The sequence below is a fragment of the Pseudomonas lini genome (assembly GCF_030812475.1).
GTDB classification, from domain to species: domain Bacteria; phylum Pseudomonadota; class Gammaproteobacteria; order Pseudomonadales; family Pseudomonadaceae; genus Aquipseudomonas; species Aquipseudomonas lini_A.
Window position 1 is genome coordinate 85,304 of record NZ_JAUSSR010000021.1, and the last position, 8,926, is coordinate 94,229.

Consider the following 8,926-nt stretch of genomic DNA (forward strand, 5'->3'; position numbering starts at 1 on the left):
TACCAGGCCACAAGACGTGATGGTCGAGAGTGGTAACGGGTGATTGATCTGACTACGCGATGAATCCTCATCCCGCCACCTAGCAGTTCTGCTAGGTGGCGGGTCGCCGCCGTTGATGCACACTAGTGCCTGACGGTGAGGGGATCTGTAATGAAACCATCCAATTGCGGCTCATGTCGTTATCACTACAACGCACTGGATCAACTGACTGCGCTTGAGCCTGTCGGGCAAGCACCGTTGCAAAGATTCTATCGTCTCGAGCATCTGGCGACCGAGCTTGGAAATCGAGTCAGTCGAAGCGTTTTTCAGCACGGCTCGTATTTGCTCGCGCTGCATTCGCGGCAGGGGAATGACACCAGTACTCAACTGCTGGGCACCGATCGACAACGTTCCGTTTTGCAGGTTTCTGACACCGCTGGACAGATGAATCGCGTCTACACACCTTACGGCCATCGACCCGCCGGGACCGTCCCTGGCGACCCCCTGGCGTTTAACGGCGAAGCGATCGATCCCGCTACCGGCCATTACTTGCTGGGCAACGGCCATCGGGCATTCAACCCGGTGTTGATGCGTTTCAACAGTCCGGACCGGTTGAGTCCGTTTGGTCGGGGTGGGTTGAATCCGTATGCGTATTGTCTGGGAGATCCGGTGAATTTCACTGATTCTACGGGACGAGAGCCGGATTGGTTACCCTGGATGGTCGTTGCAATGAACGTCGTGGGTCTACTTGGGGCTGGTGTCGGGCTTGTCGGTGCTGGACTCGCTGTCGCGGGGTCAAGAACCGCGACTGTACCGGCGTCTAAATCCCCCGCGAAAAAAGCCATGTACTTGGGGGTGGCAGGGGCGGTGACAGGTCTTGTCGGCGGCATTGTCTCGGTGACAAGAGCCACCATGAACGCCACGGATCCGGATAATTCCGCACAGAATCCTCTGCTTTACACAATGGCCGCGTTCAGCGTGCTGTCTTTTGCTTTCTCAGGCGCTTCGGTGGCTTATGCCTATCGTGCTCACAGGTTGAACAGGGCTGGTGCGCGGAACGTTGCTGGCAGCGGACCGACACCCGAAAATTTTCCCTTGGCGAGACTAGACTCTGCTGCGCGATCTCCATCTCAATCTTCGATGCCGGGCACACCTCAACCATCAGCTCCAGCTCCATCTCGATCTCCGATGCCGCGCATACCTCAACAATCAGCTCTAAATCCGCCACTTCCGCCGATTGGTTTTGAGAATTTCACTAATGCCCAAAGCATTCGTCGCCACTCCATATAGAGCCGCACGCAAGCAGGACCTTCAATCCGGCCAATACCAAGCTGGCTCATCCAGCATCCGCTGCCCGACTATCCCGGTCTGCCCCAGCGTTTTCTCCAGCACGATGCAATTGCACCCCTCGTCCTGCTGCAACGCCGAGATCAGCCGCCGAGCATGGGACACCACCCACACCTGACACTGTTCCGACGCCCGGATAATCAACCGCGCCAACGCCGGCAACAGGTCCGGGTGCAGGCTGGTTTCCGGCTCGTTCAGCACCATCAGCGAGGGAGGCCGAGGCGTCAGCAGCGCAGCAACCAGTAGCAAGTAGCGCAACGTTCCATCGGACAACTCGGCCGCCGACAACGGTCGCAACAACCCTTCCTGATAAAACTCGATGGCAAACCGTCCGCCCTGCAACGGTGCGATGTTCAATCGAGCGCCGGGGAACGCATCACCGATCGCAGTCTGCAAAGCCTCGGGATCGCCGATTTCACGGATGGTCTGCAACGCGGCAGCCAGATCACGACCATCGTGGTGCAACACCGGCGTGCGGGTGCCCAGTTGCGGTTGACGCACCGGCGCATCGGTGTCGCTGCGAAAGTGATCGTAGAAACGCCAGCGGCGGATGAACTCACGCAGTTGCAAGACTTCCGGTGAGGTGCGAAAACTGCCGACCTGATCGAACAGGCTGTCGAAATTCGGCGTGTGCTGGGCCAGCACCTCCCAACCGCGACCCTCGCGCGCACGAATCATCGGGCCGTCGCGATCCACCAGCAGGCTGGCCGGGCGGTAGAAAGGCCCGGACCAGATGCATTCCTTTTTGATTTCCGGGTCCAGGGAAAAACATGAAAGAGTCTTCTCCGGCAGGCCCAGCGCGATGGAATAACTGAAATCTTCCCCGGCAAACCCCAAGCGCAAGCGTTTGACCCCCTGTCGAACAGTCGCCTCGATCGGGACTTCGCCATTGCGCATGCGCCGGGTGATGTTCTCCGGGCCGGCCCAGAAGGTCGAATCCAGCCCACCCTCGCGAGCCAAGGCATTGACCACGCCACCTTGGGCGGTTTCCGCCAGCAGGCGCAATGCGCGGTAGAGGTTGGATTTGCCGCTGCCGTTAGGGCCGGTGATCAGGTTCAACCGGCCCAGGGGGATCACCAGTTTATTGATCGAGCGGTAATTGGCGACCGCGAGGGTTTTGAGCATGAAAGAATGTTCTCTATGGTCCCGAAACGGCATCAGGATAACCGCGTTGGCGAATTTGACGTGTAGGACCTATATGTAACCCTTGTAGGAGGAAATGCATGTCAGCGTAGGCGAAGGCGGAACCCTGTTATAAGCTCACAGTCGGATCGAACTGGCACGCCCGTACAACGCAAAGGAGTCTGCATGGCTGGTCCCGGATTGAAAAGAGTGGTTGGCCTTGGTTTCCTGGCTTTGCTGACTGCCTGCGGCGAGAAGCCCCAGGTCGAAAAGGAGCGTCCGCGGGTTTTCGTACAGGAGGTCAAGTCGGCTGACTACGCGGCCTCGGTGACCCTTACGGGTGATGTCCAGGCGCGGGTGCAGACGGAGCTGTCGTTTCGCGTCGCCGGCAAGATCATCCAGCGTACGGTCGATGTCGGTGACCGGGTGTCGGCCCGGCAAGTGCTCGCCCGGCTCGATCCCAAGGACCTGCAAACCAGCGTCGACTCGGCCCAGGCGCAGGTGGTTGCCGAACAGGCGCGGGTCAAACAGACCGCCGCCGCTTTCGTGCGCCAGCAAAAACTCCTGCCCAAGGGCTACACCAGCCAAAGCGAATATGATTCCGCCCAGGCCGCCTTGCGCAGCAGTCAAAGCGCCCTGGCAGCCGCCCAGGCGCAATTGGCCAATGCCCGTGAACAACTTAGCTATACGGCCCTGATTGCCGACGCGCCGGGGGTGATTACCGCCCGCCAGGCCGAAGTCGGCCAGGTGGTACAGGCCACGGTGCCGATTTTCAGCCTGGCCCGGGACGGTGAGCGCGACGCGGTGTTCAACGTCTATGAATCGCTATTGGCCGAACCGCCGAAGGATAAATCGGTGGTGGTCAGCCTGCTGGAAAACCCTGCGATCAAAACCACGGGCACCGTGCGTGAAATCACTCCGGCGGTGTCCGCGCAGACCGGTACGGTGCAGGTCAAGGTCAGCCTCAACGGCCTGCCGGAAGGCATGCAGCTTGGCTCGGTAGTGAGTGCCACGGCCAAGACACCGGGCAAATCCGCCGTGGAATTGCCCTGGTCGGCACTGACCAAGAACCTCAGCGATCCGGCCGTGTGGCTGGTGGACGACGAAGGCAAGGCGCAGTTGCACACCGTCACCGTCGGCCGTTACCTCATCGGCAATGTCGTCATCAGCGCTGGCCTCAAGGGTGGTGAAAAAGTTGTCATCGCAGGCGGCCAATTGCTGCATCCCGGCGTGAAGGTGGAGATTGCCGAGAACACTTACAAGGACCTAGGCGCGGGAGCCCAGCCATGAAGCGTCTGTTACTGGTTCTCGGTGCAGTGTTGCTGGCGGCCTGCTCGAAAAAAGAACCGCCACCGGAGCCGATACGCCCGGTATTGTCGATCAAGGTCCAGGCGCTGGATGAGCAAAATCTCGGCCGCTTCGCCGGCAGCATCCAGGCCCGCTACGAAAGTAATATCGGTTTCCGCGTGCCGGGTCGCATCGCCAGTCGCAACGTCGATGTCGGCGCCGAAGTCGAGAAGGGCGCCTTGCTCGCAACGCTTGACCCCACGGACCAGCAAAACCAGTTGCGCTCGGCCCAAGGCGATCTGGCTCGCGTCCAGGCGCAGTTGATCAATGCCCAGGCCAACGCCCGCCGCCAGCAGGAACTGTTCGATCGCGGCGTCGGTGCGCAGGCCCAACTGGACATTGCGCAGACCGACCTCAAGACCACTCAAGCCTCCCTCGACCAGGCCAGGGCGGCGGTCGATCAGGCCAAGGATCAACTCGACTACGTCCAACTGCGTACCGATCACAAGGCCATCGTCACCGCATGGAACGCCGAAGCGGGGCAAGTGGTGACGGCCGGCCAGCAAGTGGTGACGCTGGCGCAGCCAGATATCAAGGAAGCGGTGATCGACCTGCCCGACACCCTGGTCGATCAATTGCCGGCGGACGTGGTGTTTCAGGTCGCCGCAGAACTGGACCCGAGGATCACCACCACCGCCATCGTTCGCGAAATCGAACCCCAGGCGCAAAGTGCGACCCGTACCCGTCGTGCCCGTCTGAGCCTGACTGACACGCCACCCGGTTTGCGCCTCGGCACGGCGATCGGCGTGACCCTCAGCTCCGCGATCAAACCGCGGGTCGAGCTGCCGGTGAGCGTGCTGCAAGAGGTGGATGGAAAATTGCGGATCTGGGTCGTCGATCCACAGACGCACACCGTTTCCCCACGGGACGTCAGCCTCATCAGCCGGACGGACAGCATCGTGGTCCTGACGGACAGCGTGAAGTCCGGTGAACGGGTCGTCAGTGCGGGCGTGAACAGCCTCAAGCCGGGGCAGAAAGTGAAAATCGACGAGGACAGCCCGCAATGAAAGGGAGTTTCAACTTATCCGAATGGGCCCTCAAGCATCAGTCGTTCGTCTGGTATTTGATGTTCGTCGCGCTGCTGATGGGCGTGTTCTCGTACATGAACCTCGGTCGCGAAGAAGACCCGTCCTTCACCATCAAGACCATGGTGATCCAGACGCGCTGGCCGGGCGCTACCCAAGAAGAAACCCTCAAGCAGGTCACCGACCGGATCGAGAAAAAGCTCGAAGAACTCGACTCGCTCGACTACGTGAAAAGCTACACACGGCCCGGTGAATCGACGGTCTTCGTGTACCTGCGCGACACCACCAGTGCCAAGGATATTCCGCAGATCTGGTACCAGGTGCGCAAGAAGATCGACGACATTCGCGGCGAGTTCCCCCAGGGCTTGCAAGGGCCGGGGTTCAACGACGAATTCGGTGATGTTTTCGGTTCGGTCTACGCCTTCACCGCCGACGGCTTGTCGATGCGCCAGTTGCGTGACTACGTGGAACAGGTCCGTGCCGAGATTCGCGAAGTGCCGGGGCTGGGCAAGGTCGAGATGGTCGGTGAGCAGAACGAAGTGCTCTATCTGAATTTCTCCACCCGCAAACTGGCGGCGCTGGGCATTGATCAGCGCCAGGTGGTGCAAAGCCTGCAATCGCAAAACGCGGTGACGCCGGCCGGGGTGATCGAGGCCGGGCCGGAGCGAATCTCCGTGCGCACGTCCGGTCAGTTCGAGTCCGAGAAAGACCTGGCCAACGTCAACTTGAGGCTCAACGATCGCTTCTATCGTCTGGCCGATATCGCTGAAATCAGTCGAGGTTATGTCGACCCGGCCACGCCGCAATTTCGTTTCAACGGTCAACCCGCCATAGGCCTGGCCATCGCCATGAAAAAAGGCGGCAACATTCAGGCGTTCGGCAAGGCCCTGCACCAGCGCATGGATGACCTGACCGCCGACCTGCCGGTGGGCGTCGGCGTGCACACCGTTTCCGACCAGGCGGACGTGGTGGAAAAAGCGGTCGGCGGCTTCACCAGCGCCTTGTTCGAGGCGGTGGTCATCGTGCTGGTCGTCAGCTTCGTCAGCCTCGGGGTGCGTGCCGGGCTGGTGGTGGCGTGCTCGATTCCGCTGGTGCTGGCGATGGTATTCATCTTCATGGAATACAGCGGCATCACCATGCAGCGGATTTCCCTCGGTGCACTGATCATCGCCCTCGGCCTGCTGGTGGACGACGCGATGATCACGGTGGAAATGATGGTCACCCGGCTGGAGATGGGCGAAACCAAGGAGCAGGCGGCCACGTTCGCCTACACCTCGACCGCGTTCCCCATGCTCACCGGCACCCTGGTGACAGTGGCCGGCTTTGTGCCTATAGGTCTGAACGCCAGTTCGGCGGGCGAGTACACCTTCACCCTGTTTGCGGTGATCGCCGTGGCGATGCTGGTGTCATGGGTGGTCGCGGTGTTGTTTGCGCCGGTGATCGGCGTGCACATCCTCAGCGCCAACGTGAAACCCCACGACGCAGAACCCGGTCGCATCGGCCGCGCGTTCAATTACGGCATGCTCTGGGCGATGCGCAACCGCTGGTGGGCTATCGGCATCACCATTGCACTGTTCGCGGCGTCGGTGTTCTCCATGCAGTTCGTGCAAAACCAGTTCTTCCCGTCCTCCGACAGGCCGGAGATCCTGGTGGACCTCAACCTGCCGCAAAACGCCTCGATCGCCGAAACCCGCAAGGCGGTGGACAAGCTCGAAGCGACCCTCAAGGACGATCCGGACATCGTGCGCTGGAGCACCTACATCGGCGAAGGTGCGATCCGTTTCTACCTGCCGCTGGACCAGCAATTGCAAAATCCGTACTACGCGCAGTTGGTGATCGTCAGCAAAGGCCTGGAGTCGCGCACGGCCTTGAGCCAGCGCTTGCGCGAGCGGCTGCGCAAAGACTTCGTCGGCATCGGCAGTTACGTCCAGGCACTGGAAATGGGTCCGCCGGTGGGGCGGCCGATTCAGTACCGGGTTAGCGGCAAGGACATCGACCAGGTGCGCAAGCACGCGATCGCCCTGGCCACCGAACTGGATAAAAACTCGCACATCGGTGAGATCATTTTCGACTGGAACGAGCCGGGCAAAGTCCTGCGCATCGACATTGCCCAGGACAAGGCGCGGCAACTGGGGCTGTCGTCCGAAGACGTGGCCAACCTGATGAACAGCATCGTGGTCGGCGCGCCCGTGACCCAGGTCGATGACGATATCTATCTGATCAATGTCGTGGGTCGCGCGATCGACGCGGAACGCGGTACGCCGGAAACCCTGCAGAACCTGCAGATCGTCACGCCCGGCGGCACCTCCATCCCGCTGCTGGCTTTCGCCACCGTGCGCTATGAGCTTGAGCAACCCTTGGTCTGGCGCCGCGACCGCAAGCCGACCATCACCATCAAGGCCGCGGTGAGAGACGAGATCCAGCCGACCGATCTGGTGAAACAGCTCAAGCCGGACATAGAGAAATTCGCCGCCAGTTTGCCGGTGGGCTACAAAGTCGCTACCGGCGGTACGGTCGAGGAAAGCGGCAAGGCCCAGGGGCCGATCGCCAAGGTGGTGCCGTTGATGTTGTTCTTGATGGCGACCTTCCTGATGATCCAGTTGCACAGCGTGCAGAAGCTGTTCCTGGTGGCCAGCGTCGCACCTCTGGGCTTGATCGGCGTGGTGCTGGCGCTGATCCCGACCGGGACGCCCATGGGCTTCGTGGCGATCCTCGGCATCCTGGCGCTGATCGGCATCATCATCCGCAACTCGGTGATCCTGGTGACCCAGATCGAGTCGTTCGAGAAGGACGGCTACGCACCGTGGGACGCGGTACTGCAAGCGACCGAGCATCGGCGTCGACCTATTCTGCTGACGGCGGCAGCGGCGAGCCTGGGGATGATCCCCATTGCCCGGGAAGTGTTCTGGGGGCCGATGGCTTACGCGATGATTGGCGGAATCATCATCGCCACCTTGCTGACGCTGCTCTTTTTGCCGGCGCTGTATGTGGCCTGGTACAAGATTCGCGAGCCGAAGAAAGAGGCGCAGTAAGGCGAGTGCTGCGCGCTCATCGCTGCGGTGCGGCGATCCGACAAGCCAGTTCCTACAGTCGACTGAGTCGTTCAGGCAAACTCCGTCCCCTGTAGGAGCTGGCTTGCCAGCGAAGGCGTCGCAACAGGCTACAGAGCTCTACGCCAGACACTCGCCAACCAAGGCTGCTGCTCCCGCGGCAACCCCGCCGGCCGGTAATAATGCTCCAGCTCGACAAACCCAGCCTCAGTCAGCAATTGCTGCCATGTGTGAAGATCGTGATACGCCCCATAACGCGGCCCATTCCAACCCTCCTGATTCTCCCCACGCGGATTGGAACTGAACAACACGCCACCCGGTTTCAACGCTCCACGCAGTTCCTTCAGCACCCGCGGCAACTCCTGGCGCGGGATATGAAACAACACCGCATTGGCAAAAATCCCGTCGAATCGCTCGGCGGGCAGATCCAGTTTCAAAAAGTCCTGCTGCCAGACCTCGCAACCGCTGTCCTCGCGCGCCATCTGCGCGAACTTCGGCGAACCATCGAGCCCGACAGCGGTGTGGCCCATGCGGGTGAACGTCTGCAAATCACGCCCCGGCCCACAGCCAAAGTCCAGAATGTGGAACGGCGCCTCTCCCTGAATATGCCGCAACAGGGCATCGATGTTCTGGCTGACATCGTGATCGCGAGTGCCTTCGCGAAAACTGTCGGCCACCGAGTCGTAATGGCCCAGGGTGGTGGCGGTGATCTGCTCGAGGTCGGCGGGGGTCTGTTTCATGGTCGGCTGCGCAGGCAATGTGAATGAGCCGAATATACGCCATCAGCCCGGGGACTGCTGCGCAGCCATTTCCTGTAGGAGCGAGCCTGCTCGCGAAAAACCTGAAAGCGCCGCGGGGTGTCAGGCTGATAGCGTTATCGTTGACGACCATCGCAAGCAAGCTTGCTCCCACAATGGATCGCGTCGTACGCAAATCCTGGGTTCACAACCGATCAACTGTGGGAGCGAGCCTGCTCGCGAAAAACCTGAAAGCGCCGCGGGGTGTCAGGCTGATAGCGTTATCGTTGACGACCATCGCAAGCAAGCTTGCTCCCAC

6 protein-coding genes and 1 pseudogene are annotated in these 8,926 nt (G+C 60.9%); 5 read left to right on the forward strand and 2 right to left on the reverse strand.

Annotated features, from left to right (window positions below; translation table 11 throughout):
* Window positions 1–150: 150 nt before the first annotated feature.
* A complete protein-coding gene (locus tag J2W17_RS29380; protein ID WP_307343252.1) occupies window positions 151–1,269 on the forward strand; it encodes an RHS repeat-associated core domain-containing protein in 1,119 nt (372 codons plus the stop codon).
* Window positions 1,270–1,290: 21 nt separating this feature from the next.
* Here the strand turns inward: J2W17_RS29380 and J2W17_RS29385 are convergent, their stop codons facing one another.
* Window positions 1,291–2,451, reverse strand: coding sequence for an AAA family ATPase (locus J2W17_RS29385; protein WP_307343255.1), 1,161 nt, complete (start codon window positions 2,449–2,451; stop codon window positions 1,291–1,293).
* Between the two features lie 183 nt (window positions 2,452–2,634).
* Here J2W17_RS29385 and J2W17_RS29390 point away from each other — a divergent pair, with 183 nt between their 5' ends.
* From J2W17_RS29390 to J2W17_RS29400, 3 genes are read left to right on the forward strand one after another with little or no spacing between them, the layout of a single operon-like run.
* Entirely contained in the window at window positions 2,635–3,738 is a 1,104-nt protein-coding gene (locus tag J2W17_RS29390) for an efflux RND transporter periplasmic adaptor subunit (RefSeq protein WP_307343258.1), read from the forward strand.
* On the forward strand, window positions 3,735–4,802 hold the full coding sequence (locus J2W17_RS29395; protein ID WP_307343261.1) for an efflux RND transporter periplasmic adaptor subunit: 1,068 nt from the start codon (window positions 3,735–3,737) through the stop codon (window positions 4,800–4,802). Before J2W17_RS29390 ends, J2W17_RS29395 begins: the two co-directional genes overlap by 4 nt.
* Window positions 4,799–7,852 (forward strand): efflux RND transporter permease subunit, encoded by a 3,054-nt coding sequence (locus J2W17_RS29400; RefSeq protein WP_307343264.1) that lies wholly within the window; start codon window positions 4,799–4,801, stop codon window positions 7,850–7,852. Before J2W17_RS29395 ends, J2W17_RS29400 begins: the two co-directional genes overlap by 4 nt.
* Window positions 7,853–7,980: 128 nt before the next feature.
* Here the strand turns inward: J2W17_RS29400 and J2W17_RS29405 are convergent, their stop codons facing one another.
* On the reverse strand, window positions 7,981–8,610 hold the full coding sequence (locus J2W17_RS29405; RefSeq protein ID WP_307343267.1) for a class I SAM-dependent methyltransferase: 630 nt from the start codon (window positions 8,608–8,610) through the stop codon (window positions 7,981–7,983).
* 23 nt (window positions 8,611–8,633) lie between these two features.
* Here J2W17_RS29405 and J2W17_RS31220 point away from each other — a divergent pair.
* Window positions 8,634–8,926: pseudogene (locus tag J2W17_RS31220) on the forward strand (hypothetical protein); the annotation flags it as partial.

Excerpts from the sequence above, each read along its gene's own strand:
- J2W17_RS29390 (WP_307343258.1), top strand. The coding sequence starts at position 2,635 with ATGGCTGGTCCCGGATTGAAAAGAGTGGTTGGCCTTGGTTTCCTGGCT.
- J2W17_RS29405 (WP_307343267.1), bottom strand. The coding sequence starts at position 8,610 with ATGAAACAGACCCCCGCCGACCTCGAGCAGATCACCGCCACCACCCTG.
- J2W17_RS29395 (WP_307343261.1), top strand. The coding sequence starts at position 3,735 with ATGAAGCGTCTGTTACTGGTTCTCGGTGCAGTGTTGCTGGCGGCCTGC.
- J2W17_RS29400 (WP_307343264.1), top strand. The coding sequence starts at position 4,799 with ATGAAAGGGAGTTTCAACTTATCCGAATGGGCCCTCAAGCATCAGTCG.
- J2W17_RS29380 (WP_307343252.1), top strand. The coding sequence starts at position 151 with ATGAAACCATCCAATTGCGGCTCATGTCGTTATCACTACAACGCACTG.
- J2W17_RS29385 (WP_307343255.1), bottom strand. The coding sequence starts at position 2,451 with ATGCTCAAAACCCTCGCGGTCGCCAATTACCGCTCGATCAATAAACTG.